Genomic DNA, 16668 nt, shown 5'->3' with positions numbered 1-16668 from the left:
CGATCATGCCGCCCAGCTGTTGTCAGCGCATCGGGAGGTGAGGGTGAACGGGCCGGTAATGGACGTCGCGGTAGCAAGACCTCGCGCGCGCGAACGCGTTGTCGTCTCGGTCGATTCACTCGCGGCCCGTTTGCTGGGCGCTCTGGCGCTGTTCGGTGCGGCATGCTGGCTCATCGAGATCCTTGCGCGCCATCACAGCCAGCCGAATTGGCAGTACACCGACCGGTTGGCCTGGTCGCTGACGGTGCTGGTCGCGGTGGCCTGGATGGCCCGCGGCATCTTTTTGGGCCGGCCCGTGACCACTATGCACGCCGCCGCCGCGGCCTTGTTCTTGTTGGCGGGTTTGGGCCTGCATGTGTTGTCCTTCGACCTGCTCGGCGACGTGGTGATCGCCAGCTCGGGCATGGTGTTGATGTGGCCGACCACCTCCTATCCGCGGCCCAATGACCTGCCGCGGGTGTGGAAGTTGATCGACGCGACCAGCGGCGACGCGCTCGCGCCGTTCACCATGCAGACCGGCAAGAGCTACCACTTCACCGCCGATGGGACCGCCGCCCTGGCTTATCGGACGCGGATGGGAATCGCCGTGGTCGGCGGCGACCCGATCGGCGACGAGGCGCACTTCGGCGAACTGGTTGCCGATTTCGCCGCTTTCTGCCACGCCCACGGTTGGCGCATCGCCGTGGTGGGCTGCAGCGAGCGGCGGCTCGACCTGTGGAGCGATTCGGCGGTGCTGGGACAAACGTTGCGGCCCATACCGATTGGGCGCGATGTGGTCGTCGACGTGGCCGGCTTCGACATGGTGGGCCGCAAGTTCCGCAACCTGCGTCAGGCGGTGAAGCGCACCCACAATTGCGGCGTCACAACCGAAATCGTCTCCGAGCAGGAACTCGACGACCAGCTGCTGGCCGAGCTGACCGAGGTGGTGCGGGAGTCGTCGAAGGGCGCCCACGCGGATCGCGGATTCCACATGAACCTCGACGGGGTCCTGGAAGGCCGGTTCCCCGGAATACTCCTGATCATCGCCAGGGACAGGGCGGGCAAGGTGCAGGCGTTCCATCGGTACGCCACCGCCGGCGGCGGCAGCGACATCACCCTCGATGTGCCATGGCGCCGACGCGGCGCTCCGAACGGGCTCGACGAGCGGCTCAGCGTCGACATGATCATGGCAGGCAAACAGGCTGGGGCGCAGCGGGTTTCGCTCGCGTTCGCGGCATTCCCCGAAATTTTCGACGCCAAGAACCGGGGCTGGACCCAGGGCCTCTTCTACCGGTTGACCCACGTGCTCGACCCGCTGATCGCCCTCGAGTCGCTGTACCGGTATGTGCGTAAGTGGCATGCCCTCGACGTCCGGCGGTATGCGGTGATCTCCATGACGCAGATCGTCCCGTTACTGTTCGTGCTGCTGTCGCTGGAGTTCATGCCGCGCCGGCGACACCTCTGAGCGCGTCGCGTCACCGACGCACAGTTCGGGGCAACCAGAATCGCTGGGCAGGTGGTGAGTCGCCACCACCACCGTTCGCTGCGCGGACATCAGCCGCGAATCGGAGGCCAACAGGTCGTGCAGGACCCGTTCGGCGTCGACGGCATCGAGGTGTTCGGTGGGTTCGTCGAGCAGCACGATCCGCGCGGGGGAGATCACCGCGCGGGCCAGCAACAGCCTTCTGCGCTGGCCGGCCGAAAGCGCCTGCGCGCCGGCGGTGAGCACCGTGGACAAACCGTCGGGCAGAGCGGCGAGCCAGGGACCAAGGCCCACGACGTCCAGGGCCGCCGTCAGTTCGCCGTCGGGGCAGTCCCCGCGCGCGACCAACAGGTTGTCGCGGACGGTGGTGGCAAAAATGTGTGCGTCCTCGGCGAAAAATCCGACGGCGCCGCGCAAGTCGACCTCATCGAACTCGCCCAGGGCGGTGCCGTCCAGCGTGACCCGCCCGTCCAGCGGCGGCAACAGACCGGCGAGGGTCATCAACAAGGTCGTTTTCCCGCTACCGCTGGCGCCGGTGACGGCCAGCCTCGCACCGGGCGGCAGGTCGACCGCAATCCGGGCGGACCACGCCGCCCCGTTGTAACCGGAACGCACGTCGGCCGTCAACCGCCCGGTGCCGACCGGCGCCCGCGCGCCCGGCGTGGGGGTTGCGGGCGCCGAGGGGGTCAGATCGAGCAGGCGGCGCGCGGCGATCCGTGACCGCGTCAACTGGATCGCGGCGGCCGGCAGCGGCGTCATCGCCTCGAAGGCCGACAGCGGCAACAGCATCAAGACGGCCAGCGTGGTGGGTGCGACCGCATGCGCCAACCCGATCCCGCACACCACCGCGCCCAGCACGCTGGCTCCGATCGCCGCGGTGGACATCGCCTCGGCGATGGCGGCCGGTTTGGCGGCTGCGTCCCGGACGTCGCTCCACGCGCGTTGCCGGCGTTGCGATTCGGCGATGACCCCCGGAAGCAGGCCGGCGACCCGAAGCTCCGGGGCATGCTCCAGAGCCAGCATCGCCGACGTATCGCGCTGCGAATGATGCTGTCGCGCAACGTCTTCCTGACCCCTGGCGGCCCGGGCCGCGAGAAGGGGAGCGACAAGCCCGGCGATCAGCAGGCAGACGGCCAGCACGACGGCCGCCGCGGGTGAGATTGCGGCAATGACCGCCGTGGCCGCGAGGGCCAGCACCACCGCGACGCCGATCGGCACCAGGGCGCGCACCACGATGTTGGCCAGTTCGTCGACGTCAGCCCCGACACGGGCCACCAGTTCACCGCTGTGCAGCCGGACGGCGGCCGCCGCGGGCCCGCGCGCCAGCCGTCGATAGCTCTGCACCCGCGCGGCGCCGGCCGCACGCAGGGCCGTGTCGTGGGTGGCCAGTCGTTCGCAGTAGTGCAGCACGCCCCGGGAGATCGCGAACATGCGGACCGCCACCGCCGCGACGGACAGGTCCAGCACGGGCGGCATCTGCCAGGCGCGCGTGATCAGCCATGCCGAAACGCCGGCCAGCGCCAGTGCGCTGCCCAGCGAGAGCACCCCGAGCGTCATGGCCGCCAGGACGCGGGGCAGCCGCGGGCGCAGCAGTGTCGCGGCGTCGGCCAGCGGATCACGCCGGGGCATAACGCACCCCCCGCTCGGCGACCACCTCGACGATCCGGTCACCGATGGCCAGGACCGGCGCGCGGTGGCCGACGACGACCACGGTCGCACCGGCCCGGGCCCGTTCGACGATGGCCCGCAAGACGCGTTGCTCGGTGTGCGCGTCCAGGTGCGCGGTCGGCTCGTCGAGCAACAGCACGGCAGCCGTCGAGCCGAGCGCTCGGGCCAGACCCAGTCGTTGGCGCTGCCCCAGCGACAACCCGACACCACCCCGCCCGAGCACGGTGCCGCCCCCCTGGGGCAGCTCGGCCAGCACGGCATCGAATCCGGAATCGGAACAGGCCTTTTCGACGTCATCGAGCCCCCCGAGCAGCGCCAGGTTGTCGTCGACCGTGCCCGGGACGAGCACCGGCCGTTGCGGCAGCCAGGACAGCTGCGCCCACCAGTTCGCCGGCTCGAGATCGGCGACGTCGACGCCATCCACAATGACCCGGCCCGACGAGGGCACGCCGATGCCGGCGATCGCCTGCAGGGCGGTGCTCTTGCCGGCGCCGTTACGCCCGGTGAGTACGGTCACCGAGCCGGGCTCGATGACCGCGTTCAGATCGCGTGGCGCCTGGCCGTCGCGGCCGTCGACGCTCAGATGTTCGAGCCGAATCCGCGCGCCGCGTGCGGCGACCGTCCGGGTCCGGGCCGTCGACGCCGCGGGCTCGCCGATGAGGTCGAACGCCGCACCGGCGGCGGTCCTGCCGTCTTGCGCGGCATGGAATTCCACGCCGAGGCGGCGCAGCGGCCAGTACACGTCCGGCGCCAGCAACAGCACCGTCAGGCCGGTGGTCAGGGTCATCTCGCCGAACACCAGACGAAGGCCGATCCCGACCGCGATCAATGCCACCCCCAGCGTCGCCAGCAGCTCCAGCACCAGGGCCGACAGGAATGCGATCCGCAGGGTGGCCATGGCCGAGCGACGGTGTGCGGCGGCCAGTTCGGCGATCCGGTGTTCCGGCCCTCGGCTGCGCCCCAGTGCCCGCAGGGTCGGGATGCCCGCGATCAGATCGAGCAACCGGGCCTGCAGCGTCGTCATCGCGGCCAGCGCCGCGGCCGAGCGGTCGGCGGTTGCCAGCCCGATCAACACCATGAAGATCGGGATCAGGGGCAGTGTGATCGCCACGACGGCTGCCGATTTCAGGTCGTAGGCCGCGATCACGGCCACGGTGGCCGGGGTCAAGATGGCGGCGAGCAGCAACGTCGGCAGGTAACCGGTGAAGTAGGGGCGCAAACCATCGAGGCCGCGGGCGACCACGACGGCGGCGGCGTCGCGTTGCGTTGCGAGTTCCCGGGGTTGCCGCCCGGTGACCGCCGTGAGCACCTGGCCGGACAGGTCGGCGATGACCGCGCTGGCTCCCCGTTGTCCCAGGCGGGCCTGCAGCCAATGTGTCACCACACGGATTGCCCACAGTGTCAACAGGATTGACAACGGACCCAACCAGCCACGCAGGCTTCGGGCGGAGGTGCCGCCGATCACGCCGGCGACGATGGCCGCCAATACGATCGCCGAGCCGATCGCGCAGCCGGAGATCAGCACACCACAGCCCACCACCGCGACCAGGTAGCGGCGCAACGACGCCGACGCCCGCCACAGTCTCGGATCGAGCGGCGCCCGGCTGGTGCGGTCGGTACGGCTCAGGACGCGCGCCTTGCCAGACCGATGGGCGCCGGTATGCGGTCAGCCGAGATCCGTTGCCGGAAAATCCAATACGACCAGGCTTGGTACACCACCGTGAGGGGAGCCATGAAGGCCGTCACCCAGGTCATGACCTTGAGGGTGTAATGCGTGGAGGAGGCGTTGTAGATGGTCAAGCTCCACCGCGTGTCCAGTGTCGAGGGCACCAAATTCGGATACAACGAGCCGAAGAGCAGGATCACCACGGCCGCCACCACCACCGCGACGCAGGTGAACGCCCAGCCGTCGGACGCGCGTCTCCACACCAACAGCACCGCCGCCGATTGCGCGACCAGCGCCGCGGCGAGCGCCAACCAGGTCCAGTCCTTGCCGTGCGCCAGTTGAGTCCAAAGACCAAATGCCGCAACCAATCCCGTGGCAGGCAGCGACAACCAGACGCCGAACCGGTACGCGTCATCGCGGATGGCACCCGAGGTCTTCAAGGCGACGAATGTCGCCCCGTAGAACATGAACAACCCCGCGGTGGCCAACCCACCCAACAGCGTGTAGGCGTTCAGCACATCGGTGATCGACAGGTGGATGTGGCCGTCAGCGCCCACCGGCAGACCGCGCACCAGGATGGCGAACGCGACGCCCCACAAGACGGCCGGCAGCCACGACCCGGCCGCGATGCCGACGTCGGCCCAGCCGCGCCATTTCGTGTCGTCGATCTTGCCGCGCCATTCGATCGCCACGGCGCGCACGATCATGCCGAACAGGATCGCCAACAGCGGCAGGTACAGCGTGGAGAACACGGTGGCATACCAGCCGGGGAAGGCGGCGAACATCGCTGCGCCGCCGACGATCAGCCACACCTCGTTGCCGTCCCACACCGGCCCGATGGTATTGAGAGCCGTGCGGCGCAGCGGTTCCGGTTCACCGATGCCGACGCGCGCGAACGGCTCCATCAACATGCCGACGCCGAAGTCGAAGCCCTCCAGGACGAAGAAACCCAAAAACAGCATCCCGATGATGCCGAACCACACCTGCGGCAGTCCCATCGTCTCAACTCCTTTCGGCGCCGGGTAAGCCGCGTCAGTACGCGAAGGACAGAGGTGCGACCTCGTCGTCGGTGGGCGCCTGCGGGGGAGCGGGTTCCGCGTCGTGCTCCAGCGGCCCTTCCGCCACGTAGCGCTTGAGCAGGAAGAACCAGAGAACCGCGAGCACCGCGTAGACGAGGGTGAAAGTCACCAGCGAGGTGATGACCATGCCGGGCACGTGATTCGACACCCCCTGGCGGACCGTCATCCGAACCAATTGATCCCCAGTGGGATTGGGCGCCACCACCCATGGCTGGCGACCCATCTCGGTGAACACCCACCCCGAGATGTTGGCCAGAAACGGCGTGGGGATGGTGAGCAGGGCGAACCACGACATCCAGCGCGTGCGGGGCGTGCGCCCGCCGCGGGTGACCCATAACACGGCCAGGGCGAACAAGACCGGGATCGCCAGGAATCCGATCATCGCGCGGAAGGACCAGTAGGTGACGAACAGGTTCGGCCGGTAGTCGTCGGGTCCGAACCGCTGCTGATACTGCTGCTGCAGCTCGTCCACCCCGCGCAGCGTCACGCCGCTGAATTTGCCCTCGGCCAGAAACGGCAGGACATAATGCACCTTGATCACTTCGGCGACGCTGCCGCAGTTGTTGTGCGTTCCGATCGTCAACACCGAGAAGTCGGGGTCGGTCTGCGTGTGGCACAACGCTTCCGCAGACGCCATCTTCATCGGCTGCTGAACGAACATCAGCTTGCCCTGGCGGTCACCGGTGAAGAACAAGCCGAGCGTGGCGATCAGCACGACCCCACATCCGAGGATGGCCGCGGGGCGAAACATGGCGCGCGCGTCGATTTGTGCTTCGGTCGTGGTGGAACCCGGCTTGCGCGAACGGACCATCCACCATGCGCTCACCGCGGCGACGAACGTGCCCGCAACCAAGAGCGCCCCGGTCACGGTATGCGAAAACGCCGCCTGCGCAGTGTTGTTGGACAGCAAGGCAAAGATGTCGTCGAGTTCGGCGCGTCGCGTCGCCGGGTTGTAGTGCGCGCCGACCGGGTGCTGCATGAACGAATTGGCCGCGATGATGAAGAACGCGGACGCGTTGACGCCGAAGGCGACGATCCAGATGCAGGCTAGGTGGATCAGCTTGGGCAGCCGGCTCCAGCCGAAGATCCACAAGCCGATGAACGTGGACTCGAAGAAGAAGGCGAACAACCCCTCCATCGCCAGTGGCGCACCGAAGATGTCGCCGACGAACTTCGAGTACTCCGACCAGTTCATCCCGAACTGAAATTCTTGGACGATCCCGGTGGCCACGCCGATGGCGAAGTTGATCAGGAACAGCTTGCCGAAGAACTTGGTCAGCCGGTACCAGGCCGTGTTACCGGTGGCCACCCACGCCGTTTGCATGATGGCGATGAGCGGTGCCAGGCCGATGGTGAGCGGCACGAAGATGAAGTGGTAGACGGTGGTGATACCGAACTGCCACCGCGAAATATCGACGACATTCATCTGTCATCTCCCGAAACTGCGGAGGGCCGATCCGACGGCTACGACATAGTGTAGTAGACGAGTCGGCGCCTCCGCTACCGGCGGCCCTGCTCAGCTTGCGAGGGTCTTCGAGGCCTTGCGGATCCCGAACGACGAGACGATCTCGAACACGCCGATGACCACGAACCACGCGCCGACCACGTAGGCCAACGTGACGATCGACGCGAACGGCGACGCCAGGACCACGATGCCGGCGAGCAGGCTGATCACGCCCACGAAGATGTTCCAGCCCCGCCCCGGCAGGTGCGGGTCACTGACGGCCGAAACCGTCGTGCCGACCCCGCGGAAGATGAACCCGATGCCAATCCAGATGGCCAGCAACAGGATTGCGGTCAGCGGGTCCTTGCCGAAATGACGGAATGCCAACAACGCAAGGATCAACGACGCCGCGCCACTGATGAACAGCAGGATCCGGCTGCCCGCCGAGACATGAAGCGAGAACGCGAAGACGACCTGCGCGACACCGGTAATCAATAGATAAACACCGAAGGCGACGGCGGCAACGAGGATGGAAATTCCCGGCCACGCCAGCACCAGGACACCGAGGACAAGAGACAAAATTCCCGACAGCAGAGCGGATTTCCACAGATGCGGCAGCAAACTTGGAACGGGGTGGGTTCCAGGAGAGCCAGGGGCGATAGTCATGGCCGCAGTCTGGCATAAACGTGCGCCGCGGTACAGGGATTCGCCTCAGACGTGAACCGTGCGTGGATCCTCGGCGCGCAAGTCGGTGGGTTCTTCGCCCGCCTTGCGGCCGGTGAGATACCACGTGCGCATAACGCCCTTGCCCTTGATTTCGATTCGACCGCGCTCTTGCAGAACGAATTCATTTTTCAGGCGTTCGTACATCGCCTGGGGCACTTGGATGCGGCCCACCGAATCGGTGGATTCCATCCGCGACGCGACGTTGACGGCGTCGCCCCACACGTCGTAGAAGAATCGGCGCGCACCCACCACGCCGGCCACGACGGGCCCACAGGCCATGCCAATTCGCAGCGGTACGGCGTGGCCGTGTGGATCATGCAGTCCCGCAGCAGCATTGGCCATGTCGAGAGCGAAATCGGCCAGGGCGAAGGCGTGATCCGGCCGCGCCCTTGGGACCCCGCTGACCACCATGTAGGAGTCTCCGCTGACCTTGATCTTCTCCAGGCCGTGTTTGTCCACCAACTCGTCGAAGGCGCTGTAGAGCCGGTCCAAGAACTGCACCAGGTCCGCCGGGGCCGTGCTGCTGGCGCGTTCGGTGAAGCCGACGATGTCGGCGAACAGGACGGAGGCCTCGTCGTACTTGTCGGCGATGACGTTGCGGTCGGCGCTCTTGAGGCGCGCGGCGATGCTGCCCGGCAACATGTTGGCCAGCAGCGCTTCCGACCGCTGGTACTCGGATTCCATCACCGTCTCGGCGCGCTGCGTATCGCGCAGCGCGTACCACACGGTGATGAACACCATGACGCAGGCGGAGAGGATGGTGACGACGAACATCATCGACTGTGCCCAGGCCGGCACCAGACCGGTGTCGCGAGGAACGAGAAATTCCAGCCCGATGATCAGGCCGGCGGCGATCGCCGCCAGGAATGCGGCCAGCACGATGTGGTCCAACCCGAGCACCAGGACGACCAGGCAGGCGCCCACTACCAAGAAGAACTGGGCGCCCGAGGAGGTGCCCGAATCCCAACAGGTCACGGCGATTGTGACGTAGGCCGCGCCGATGAACGTCAGCGGCGCAACCAGGTCACCGAACCGGTGCAACCACGGCACGCCGCCGAAGATCAAGGCCGAGAGGACGTTGACGAGGACGATCTGCCAGATCCAGGCGCCGGTGACCATCTGCAGCACCACGAAAGTGGCGCAGACCGTGACGGCCAGCCAGGCCGCGATCGAGAGCACCCGGTATTCCCGGGCGGCGCTGTCGGCGTAGTGCTGATTGCGGGCGCGTGACTGGGCGCGCGCCGCGGCCACACAGTCCGGGCGCCCCGACGAGCCGTCTGGGCATGTTGGTGGGGCACCACACTTCTTGGCCGCCACGGTGCAAGCCTAACCGCTGAACAGCACCTTGGCGGGCCCGTCTCGCAGGAAAAATCGGCGCTTTCGCCCCCGTAAGTTTCTGAGGCTGACGACGGTTCGTGTTATCGGGTTGTGATCGGGTCCAAGGGGTCGGGGGCCGCAGAACTTCAAGTGGTACCGGAAAGCGGAAATTAGGGCGAACTCTCGTGGTGCCCTCGGTGAGATTCGAACTCACACTGTACGGGTTTTGAATCCGTTTCCTCTGCCAGTTGGGATACGAGGGCGTGCGGTCTCTTACCTTAGAGACAGCCTCCCACCATAGAGGATCGCCGAGTGCTCATCTGTCCCACCGCCCCCGAGGTCGTTGGTCTGAGGCGTTCACGCCACAATATTCGTCATGACAGGCCCCACGACCGACACCGACGCCGCTGTGCCGCGCCGGGTCCTGATCGCTGAAGACGAAGCGCTCATCCGCATGGATCTCGCCGAGATGCTCCGAGAGGAGGGTTACGAGATCGTCGGGGAGGCCGGCGACGGGCAGGAAGCCGTCGAGCTGGCCGAGCGCCACCATCCGGATCTGGTGATCATGGATGTGAAGATGCCGCGCCGCGACGGCATCGACGCCGCCTCGGAGATTGCCAGCAAGCGGATCGCCCCGATCGTCGTCTTGACCGCCTTCAGCCAGCGCGACCTGGTGGAGCGGGCGCGCGACGCGGGCGCGATGGCCTACCTGGTGAAGCCGTTCACCATCAGCGACCTCATCCCGGCCATCGAGCTGGCCGTCAGTCGCTTCGGTGAGATCGCCGAGCTCGAACGCGAGGTGGCCTCGCTGTCCGACCGGCTGGAGACCCGAAAGCTCGTCGAGCGCGCCAAGGGGCTCCTGCAGAGCGAACAGGGCATGACCGAGCCCGAGGCCTTCAAATGGATTCAACGCGCCGCCATGGACCGCAGGACCACGATGAAGCGGGTGGCCGAGGTCGTCCTGGAGACCCTCGACCCGCCCAAGGACGACTCGGCCTAGAGCCGCGAGCCTGCGTGTCGGTACGGCGACACGCCGCCGGACGCGTACAACTGTGCACGCTCGCGCGGAAAGGGCGCGGAAAGGGCTCAGCGCGCGACGATCACCGACGAGCCGTGGCCGAACAGCCCCTGATTCGCGGTCACCCCCACCTTGGCGTTCTCTACTTGCCGGCCGGTGGCCTGGCCACGCAGTTGCCAGGTCAACTCGCAGACTTGAGCGATCGCCTGGGCGGGAATCGCCTCACCGAAACACGCCAGCCCACCCGACGGGTTGACCGGGACCCTGCCGCCGATCGTGGTGGCGCCGCTGCGCAGCAGCTTCTCCGCCTCGCCCTTGGCGCACAGCCCCAGGTGCTCGTACCAATCGAGTTCTAAAGCCGTGGACAGGTCGTAGACCTCGGCCAGGCTCACGTCCTCGGGTCCGATGCCCGCCTCGGCGTAGGCCGCATCGAGAATCTGATCCTTGAACACCCGCTCCGGTGCGGCCACCGCGGCGGTGGAATCCGTTGCGATATCCGGCAATTCGGGAAGATGTTGGGGATACTGCGGGGTGACCGTGCTCACCGCGCGCACCGACGGCACGCCCTGCAGCGAGCCGAGGTGCTTGCGGGCGAACTCGGCGCTGGCCACGACCAGCGCCGCGGCACCGTCGGAGGTGGCGCAGATGTCGAGCTGCCGCAGCGGGTCGGACACCACCGGGCTGGCCAATACGTCCTCGACCGAAGATTCCTTGCGGTAGCGGGCATTCGGGTTTTGCAGGCCGTGCGCGGAGTTCTTCACCTTGACCGCGGCGAAGTCCTCGGACGTCGCGCCGTAGAGATCCATGCGGCGGCGCGCGAGCAGCGCGAAGTACACCGGGTTCATCGCGCCGATCAGGTGGAAGCGCTGCCAGTCGGGGTCGTTCTTGCGCTCACCGCCGACCGGGGCGAACGCGCCCTTGGGCGTGGTGTCGGCGCCGATCACCAGCGCGACATCGCAGAAGCCGGCCAGAATGTGGGCGCGGGCGCTCTGCAGCGCCTGCGAACCGCTGGCGCAGGCGGCGTAGCTGGAACTGACCGGCACGCCGTTCCAGCCGAGCTTCTGCGCGAACGTCGACCCGGCGATGAAGCCTGGGTAGCCGTTGCGGATGGTGTCGGCGCCGGCCACCAACTGAATCTGTTGCCAGTCCAGCCCGGCCTCGGCCAGCGCGGCGCGCGCGGCGACCACGCCGTATTCGGTGAAGTCGCGGCCCCATTTGCCCCAGGGGTGCATCCCGGCGCCCAGGATGTACAGCGGTTCGGGTGCACTCATTCGACCCGTCATTTGCGCCGCTCCTCCTCATCGCTGCGCTGCGCATCGTCGCCGGCGCGCCTCCAGGCGTGCACGATGCGCTCGATGCCATCGTCGTCGGTGAACAGGGTCATGGTGGTCAGCTCCATCTCCATGCCGACCTTCAGGTCGGCGGCCAGGGTGCCCTCGACGACCTTGCCCAACACAATGATTCCCTCGTCGGCCAGCTCCACCGCGGCGATGGCGAACGGCTCGAACGGCTCCGCCGCCGGGTAGGGCGCGGGCGGGGGATACCGGTTTTCGGTGTAGCTCCACAGCCTCCCGCGGGTGGACAGCGCGACGGACTCCAGGGTGTCGCTGGTACAGGCCGGGTTGGGGCAGTTGTTCTCCCGGGGCGGGAAGACATAGGTGCCGCACTCGGGGCACTTGCTGCCGATCAGATGCGGGTTTCCGGCGTCGTCGGTGGCGAACCACCCGTCGATCGCCGGTTGTTGACTGGTGACCTCTGGCACCCGGCCAGACTACCCAGCCCCCACGCAAAACTGAAACGTGTTGCAGTTCTGCGGGCGGCGCGGTCGGGACGGTTACCTCGTCACACCGGGTGCTTAGAGTGAGACCGTGCCCGCCACGAAAACCACCACCAAGGCCAGCGAGGAACAGACCACGCCGACGCTCATGCTGCTGGACGGCAATTCGCTGGCGTTCCGGGCGTTTTATGCGCTGCCCGCCGAGAACTTCAAAACCCGCGGCGGGCTGACCACCAACGCGGTCTACGGCTTCACCGCCATGCTGATCAACCTGCTGCGCGACGAAGCCCCGACGCATATCGCCGCGGCTTTCGACGTGTCGCGGCAGACCTTCCGCTCCGAGCGCTACCCGGAGTACAAGGCCAACCGGTCCGCGACACCCGACGAGTTTCACGGCCAGATCGACATCACCAAGGAAGTCCTCGCGGCATTGGGCATCACGGTGCTGGCCGAGGAGGGCTTCGAGGCCGACGACCTCATCGCGACACTGGCCACCCAGGCCGAGCGTGAGGGCTACCGGGTGCTGGTGGTCACCGGCGACCGGGACTCGTTGCAGTTGGTCAGCGACAACGTGACCGTCCTGTATCCGCGCAAGGGGGTCAGCGAGTTGACCCGCTTCACCCCGGATGCCGTCGTCGAGAAGTACGGGTTGACCCCGCAGCAATACCCGGACTTCGCCGCCCTGCGGGGTGATCCCAGTGACAACCTGCCCGGCATCCCCGGCGTGGGGGAGAAGACCGCCTCCAAATGGATCGGCGAGTATGGATCGCTGCAGGGTCTGGTGGACAACGTCGACTCGGTGGGTGGCAAGGTGGGCGACGCGCTGCGCGCACATCTGGCCAGCGTGATCCGCAATCGCGAGCTGACCGATCTCGTCAGAGACGTGCCGCTGGCCCAAACGCCGGACACGCTGCGGCTGCAACCGTGGGATCGCGACCAGATTCACCGGCTCTTCGACGACCTGGAGTTCCGGGTGCTGCGGGACCGGTTGTTCGAAACCCTGGCCGCGGTGGAGCCCGAGGTCGACGAGGGCTTCGATGTGCGCGGCGGCGCGCTGGAACCCGGTGAGCTGGCCGTGTGGCTGGCCGAGCACAGCTCGGGCAAGCGGTTCGGCCTGGCCGTCGCGGGCACTCATCTGGCCTACGACGCCGACGCCACCGCCCTGGCCATCGTGTCCGCCGATGGCGAGGGCCGCTACATCGACACCGCGACGCTGAATCCCGAAGACGAGGCGGCACTGGCGTCTTGGCTGGCCGACCCCGGTCCGCCCAAGGCGCTGCACGAAGCCAAGCTGGCGATGCACGACCTGTCCGGACGGGGCTGGACGCTGGCCGGCGTCACCTCCGACACCGCGCTGGCGGCCTACCTGGTGCGGCCCGGCCAGCGCAGCTTCTCCCTTGACGACCTCTCGTTGCGCTACCTGCGGCGCGAATTGCGAGCCGAAAACCCTGAGCAGCAACAACTTTCGCTGCTCGACGATGACGAGGGCGTCGACGACCAGGCGGTGCAGACGCTGATCCTGCGCGCCGTGGCGGTGCTGGATCTGGCCGACGCGCTCGACGAGGAGCTGGCCCGCATCAACTCCACCTCGCTGTTGAGCGGCATGGAGCTGCCGGTGCAGGCCGTGCTGGCCGGGATGGAAAACGCCGGCATCGCAGTCGATTTAGACCTGCTGAGCGAGCTGCAGAGCGATTTCGCTCACCAGATCAAAGATGCCGCCGAGGCGGCGTATGCGGTGATCGGCAAGCAGATCAACCTGGGCTCGCCCAAACAGTTGCAGACGGTGCTCTTCGACGAGCTGGAAATGCCGAAGACCAAGCGCACCAAAACCGGATACACCACCGATGCGGACGCGTTGCAATCGCTTTTCGACAAGACCGGCCATCCGTTCCTGCAACATCTGCTGGCCCACCGCGACGCCACCCGGCTCAAAGTCACCGTCGACGGGTTGCTGAACTCGGTCGCCTCGGACGGGCGCATCCACACCACGTTCAACCAGACCATCGCCGCGACGGGCAGGTTGTCGTCGACAGAGCCGAATCTGCAGAACATCCCGATCCGCACCGAGGCCGGTCGGCGGATCCGCGACGCGTTCGTCGTCGGCGAGGGCTACAGCGAGCTGATGACGGCCGACTACAGCCAGATCGAGATGCGGATCATGGCGCACCTGTCCAAGGACGCGGGGCTGATCGAGGCCTTCAATACGGGGGAGGACCTGCACTCGTTCGTCGCCTCACGGGCGTTCGGCGTGCCGATCGAGGAGGTCACCGGCGAGCTGCGCCGCCGGGTCAAGGCCATGTCCTACGGGCTGGCCTACGGGTTGAGCGCCTACGGGCTGTCCGCCCAGCTCAAGATCTCCACCGAAGAGGCCAAGGACCAGATGGAGCAGTACTTCGCCCGGTTCGGCGGCGTCCGCGACTACCTGATGGACGTCGTGGAGCAGGCCCGCAAGGACGGCTACACGTCGACGGTGTTCGGCCGCCGCCGCTATCTGCCCGAACTCGACAGCAGCAATCGCCAGGTGCGGGAGGCCGCCGAGCGGGCCGCGCTCAACGCGCCCATTCAGGGCAGCGCCGCCGACATCATCAAGGTGGCGATGATCGAAACCGACAAGGCGATCAAGGAGGCGGGCCTTTCCTCCCGGATCCTGCTGCAGGTGCACGACGAGCTGCTCTTCGAGGTCGCGCCCGGCGAGCGGGAGCAGCTCGAAGCGCTGGCGCGCGAGAAGATGGGTGGCGCCTACCCGCTGGACGTCCCGCTCGAGGTGTCGGTGGGTTACGGCCGTTCCTGGGACGCCGCCGCGCATTAGGGTGGCGATCCGAACGCCGCCGCGCCCACCGGGGCGCAACGGCTGCGCATCCGGTCCCCGAGCTGGGGGTACCGCCCGGTTGCGGTGGCTACGCCGCGGCGAAGAACGCCCGAAGTTTGCCGCGGCGTGACGTTCGTGGCAACCGTTCGAGCAGGTTCGACGGGTCTGCGTTTGGCCAGCATGTGCCCAGTCGAGTAGCCTCGATGAGTAAATCCCATTTGTCCCTACGACCAAACCTGTCCGGAGCAACCCAACAACATGCCGAGTCCCGCCGTCACCTCGCCGCAAGTAGCCGTCAACGACATTGGCTCGAGCGAGGATTTTCTCGCCGCAATAGACAAAACGATCAAGTACTTCAACGATGGCGACATCGTCGAGGGCACGATCGTCAAAGTGGACCGGGACGAGGTGCTCCTCGATATCGGCTACAAGACCGAAGGGGTCATCCCCGCCCGCGAACTCTCCATCAAGCACGATGTCGACCCCAATGAGGTCGTTTCCGTCGGTGATGAGGTCGAAGCCCTGGTCCTCACCAAGGAGGACAAAGAGGGTCGCCTGATCTTGTCCAAGAAGCGCGCGCAGTACGAGCGCGCCTGGGGCACCATCGAGGCGCTCAAGGAGAAGGACGAGGCCGTCAAGGGCACCGTCATCGAGGTGGTCAAGGGTGGTTTGATCCTCGACATCGGGCTGCGTGGCTTCCTGCCCGCCTCGCTGGTCGAGATGCGCCGCGTCCGCGATCTGCAGCCCTACATCGGCAAGGAGATCGAGGCCAAGATCATCGAGCTGGACAAGAACCGCAACAACGTGGTGCTTTCCCGCCGCGCCTGGCTGGAGCAGACGCAGTCCGAGGTGCGCAGCGAGTTCCTCAACCAGCTGCAGAAGGGCGCCATCCGCAAGGGTGTGGTCTCCTCGATCGTCAACTTCGGTGCGTTCGTCGACCTCGGCGGGGTGGACGGCCTGGTGCATGTCTCCGAGTTGAGTTGGAAGCACATCGACCATCCGTCCGAGGTCGTCCAGGTCGGCGACGAGGTCACCGTCGAGGTGCTCGACGTCGACATGGACCGTGAGCGGGTTTCGTTGTCGCTCAAGGCCACTCAGGAAGACCCGTGGCGGCACTTCGCCCGCACCCATGCCATCGGCCAGATCGTGCCGGGCAAGGTCACCAAGCTGGTCCCGTTCGGTGCGTTCGTGCGCGTCGAGGAGGGCATCGAGGGCCTGGTGCACATCTCCGAGCTGGCCGAGCGCCACGTGGAGGTGCCCGACCAGGTGGTCGCGGTGGGCGACGACGCGATGGTCAAGGTCATCGACATCGACCTGGAGCGCCGCCGAATCTCGTTGTCGCTCAAGCAGGCCAACGAGGACTACACCGAAGAGTTCGACCCGGCGAAGTACGGCATGGCCGACAGCTACGACGAGCAGGGCAACTACATCTTCCCCGAGGGCTTCGATTCCGAGACCAACGAATGGCTCGAGGGATTCGAGAAGCAGCGCGCCGAGTGGGAGGCCCGCTACGCCGAGGCCGAACGCCGGCACAAGATGCACACCGCGCAGATGGAGAAGTTCGCCGCGGCCGAGGCCGCTGGGCACGCCGAGCAGTCGCCGGGCAACGGCGCGCGTGAGGAGAAGGCGGGCGGATCGCTGGCGAGCGATGCCCAATTGGCCGCGCTGCGGGAGAAACTCGCCGGCAACGCGTGACGTCGTT

11 protein-coding genes, 1 tRNA gene and 1 pseudogene are annotated in these 16668 nt (G+C 67.0%); 4 read left to right on the top strand and 9 right to left on the bottom strand.

Annotated features, from left to right (window positions below; all coding sequences use genetic code 11):
• Window positions 1–43 precede the first annotated feature (43 nt).
• On the top strand, window positions 44–1444 hold the full coding sequence (locus BST14_RS30670) for a bifunctional lysylphosphatidylglycerol flippase/synthetase MprF (protein ID WP_083062805.1): 1401 nt from the start codon (window positions 44–46) through the stop codon (window positions 1442–1444).
• Here the strand turns inward: BST14_RS30670 and cydC are convergent.
• The 7 genes and pseudogenes from cydC to BST14_RS01360 form a co-directional block, all read right to left on the bottom strand.
• Window positions 1390–3091, bottom strand: a pseudogene (cydC, locus tag BST14_RS01390) (thiol reductant ABC exporter subunit CydC); the annotation flags it as partial. The gene BST14_RS30670 and the pseudogene cydC overlap by 55 nt on opposite strands.
• Window positions 3078–4691, bottom strand: coding sequence for a thiol reductant ABC exporter subunit CydD (gene cydD, locus BST14_RS01385; protein ID WP_083062803.1), 1614 nt, complete (start codon window positions 4689–4691; stop codon window positions 3078–3080). The pseudogene cydC and the gene cydD, both read right to left, overlap by 14 nt.
• A 62-nt stretch (window positions 4692–4753) precedes the next feature.
• Window positions 4754–5794, bottom strand: a complete 1041-nt coding sequence (cydB, locus tag BST14_RS01380; RefSeq protein WP_083062802.1) for a cytochrome d ubiquinol oxidase subunit II — start codon at window positions 5792–5794, stop codon at window positions 4754–4756.
• A 34-nt stretch (window positions 5795–5828) separates the two neighbouring features.
• Complete coding sequence (locus tag BST14_RS01375) at window positions 5829–7301, bottom strand: cytochrome ubiquinol oxidase subunit I (RefSeq protein WP_083062801.1); 1473 nt, start codon at window positions 7299–7301, stop codon at window positions 5829–5831.
• 90 nt (window positions 7302–7391) lie between these two features.
• Entirely contained in the window at window positions 7392–7985 is a 594-nt protein-coding gene (locus BST14_RS01370; RefSeq protein ID WP_142279215.1) for an HdeD family acid-resistance protein, read from the bottom strand.
• Window positions 7986–8030: 45 nt separating this feature from the next.
• Window positions 8031–9362, bottom strand: a complete 1332-nt coding sequence (locus tag BST14_RS01365) for an adenylate/guanylate cyclase domain-containing protein (protein WP_083062799.1) — start codon at window positions 9360–9362, stop codon at window positions 8031–8033.
• Window positions 9363–9548: 186 nt separating this feature from the next.
• Window positions 9549–9625: transfer RNA gene (locus tag BST14_RS01360), tRNA-Leu, on the bottom strand.
• A 113-nt stretch (window positions 9626–9738) separates the two neighbouring features.
• Here BST14_RS01360 and BST14_RS01355 point away from each other — a divergent pair.
• Window positions 9739–10362 (top strand): ANTAR domain-containing response regulator, encoded by a 624-nt coding sequence (locus tag BST14_RS01355; protein WP_083062798.1) that lies wholly within the window; start codon window positions 9739–9741, stop codon window positions 10360–10362.
• 86 nt (window positions 10363–10448) lie between these two features.
• Here the strand turns inward: BST14_RS01355 and BST14_RS01350 are convergent, their stop codons facing one another.
• Both BST14_RS01350 and BST14_RS01345 read right to left on the bottom strand, forming a co-directional pair.
• Complete coding sequence (locus BST14_RS01350; protein ID WP_211280632.1) at window positions 10449–11663, bottom strand: lipid-transfer protein; 1215 nt, start codon at window positions 11661–11663, stop codon at window positions 10449–10451.
• Window positions 11660–12142: a Zn-ribbon domain-containing OB-fold protein gene (locus BST14_RS01345; RefSeq protein WP_083062796.1), complete on the bottom strand. Its 483-nt coding sequence runs from the start codon at window positions 12140–12142 to the stop codon at window positions 11660–11662. Before BST14_RS01345 ends, BST14_RS01350 begins: the two co-directional genes overlap by 4 nt.
• A gap of 163 nt (window positions 12143–12305) precedes the next feature.
• Between BST14_RS01345 and polA the strand changes: the two genes are divergently transcribed.
• Together polA and rpsA are read left to right on the top strand one after the other, a co-directional pair.
• Window positions 12306–14966 carry a DNA polymerase I gene (gene polA, locus BST14_RS01340; RefSeq protein WP_169926030.1) on the top strand — a complete coding sequence of 887 codons (2661 nt, stop codon included), beginning with the start codon at window positions 12306–12308 and terminating at the stop codon, window positions 14964–14966.
• 258 nt (window positions 14967–15224) lie between these two features.
• On the top strand, window positions 15225–16661 hold the full coding sequence (rpsA, locus tag BST14_RS01335; protein ID WP_066866923.1) for a 30S ribosomal protein S1: 1437 nt from the start codon (window positions 15225–15227) through the stop codon (window positions 16659–16661).
• Window positions 16662–16668 lie beyond the last annotated feature (7 nt).

This window comes from Mycobacterium arosiense ATCC BAA-1401 = DSM 45069 (assembly GCF_002086125.1).
GTDB lineage: Bacteria > Actinomycetota > Actinomycetes > Mycobacteriales > Mycobacteriaceae > Mycobacterium > Mycobacterium arosiense.
The sequence above is the reverse complement of the archived record's forward strand: the minus strand, read 5'-3'. Positions and strand labels throughout refer to the sequence as shown.

What these genes read in the sequence shown, in the direction of transcription:
- cydB (WP_083062802.1), bottom strand. Translation starts at nt 5,794, where the DNA reads ATGGGACTGCCGCAGGTGTGGTTCGGCATCATCGGGATGCTGTTTTTG.
- BST14_RS01375 (WP_083062801.1), bottom strand. Translation starts at nt 7,301, where the DNA reads ATGAATGTCGTCGATATTTCGCGGTGGCAGTTCGGTATCACCACCGTC.
- BST14_RS01370 (WP_142279215.1), bottom strand. Translation starts at nt 7,985, where the DNA reads ATGACTATCGCCCCTGGCTCTCCTGGAACCCACCCCGTTCCAAGTTTG.
- BST14_RS01355 (WP_083062798.1), top strand. Translation starts at nt 9,739, where the DNA reads ATGACAGGCCCCACGACCGACACCGACGCCGCTGTGCCGCGCCGGGTC.
- BST14_RS01350 (WP_211280632.1), bottom strand. Translation starts at nt 11,663, where the DNA reads ATGACGGGTCGAATGAGTGCACCCGAACCGCTGTACATCCTGGGCGCC.
- polA (WP_169926030.1), top strand. Translation starts at nt 12,306, where the DNA reads ATGCTGCTGGACGGCAATTCGCTGGCGTTCCGGGCGTTTTATGCGCTG.
- rpsA (WP_066866923.1), top strand. Translation starts at nt 15,225, where the DNA reads ATGCCGAGTCCCGCCGTCACCTCGCCGCAAGTAGCCGTCAACGACATT.